1 protein-coding gene is annotated in these 1,007 nt (G+C 51.8%); it reads right to left on the bottom strand.

Annotated features, from left to right (window positions below):
• Nucleotides 1–133: 133 nt before the first annotated feature.
• The coding region (locus PGX78_RS08640; RefSeq protein WP_270446550.1) for a gluconate:H+ symporter at nucleotides 134–1,007 on the bottom strand (874 nt) is incomplete at its 5' end.

The following is a 1,007-nucleotide window of genomic DNA, read 5'->3' as shown; positions in this document are numbered from 1 at the left end:
CGTTCCGGATCGGCGGCAATGTATTCCGCTATACGCCGCTCCGACTTCGTCATCCCCTCATAGGTGCCGCGAAGAAAGGGTATTTTTTCTACGTCATCGTAAGACACGTCCGAATACCTCTCTTTATCAGAAATTACGCTACGACGGTGTTCAATACCAATACGCCGATAAGACCCATAATGGCAATGATGGTTTCCAATGCGCACCAGGTCCGTACCGTTTCTTTAACGGTCAGGCCGAAGAATTCTTTGAAGAGCCAGAAACCGGGGTCATTAGGCGGGCTGAAAATGAGCGAACCGGCACCGGTCGCCAAAACCATCAATTCCGGATTGGCACCTGTTGCCGCGCAGATAGGAGCTGCAATACCGCCGGCCGTCAAAGCCGCAACCGTTGCAGAGCCGCAAGCCGTACGAATAACGGCAGCCACAAGCCAAGCCAATACTAAGGGCGACAGGCTGGCATCGGCAACAAGAGTTCCGATATACGTACCTACACCGCTGTCGATGAGGATCTGTTTGAGAGCCCCGCCGGCACCGACGATGAGAAGAATCATGGCGATAGCCAGGATAGCATCCTTAACGGTATTCATGATTTCGTCCATCTTCTTGCCGTGCGCCAAGCCGAAAGTATAAACAGCAATGGCTACGGAAATGGTCAGTGCCATATCCGGTTGACCGAGGAATTCAAGAGCTACCGCCGCAGGCGAAGACTGGTCCAAAGCGAGTTTGGCAATAGCCGAAGCCGCCATGAGTACAACCGGTACGAGAGCCGTAAATACGGATACGCCGAAACCGGGCATTTCATGGTCTTCAAAAATCTTGGGGTTGTATAAGCCCTTGGGTATTTCCGGGTTAATCCCTTTGGTAAAGTTATAGAATACGGGACCTGCCACAATAGCCGTAGGAATAGCTATAATAGCACCGTATACGAGGGTTACGCCGATATCGGCATTATAAATAATGGCAATAGCCGTAGGGCCCGGATGAGGCGGTAAGAACCCGTGCGTT

Source organism: Megasphaera sp. AF13-6AC (assembly GCF_027685385.1).
GTDB classification, from domain to species: domain Bacteria; phylum Bacillota; class Negativicutes; order Veillonellales; family Megasphaeraceae; genus Megasphaera; species Megasphaera micronuciformis.
Note: the sequence above shows the minus strand (reverse complement) of the source record. Positions and strands in the feature narration are given on the sequence as shown.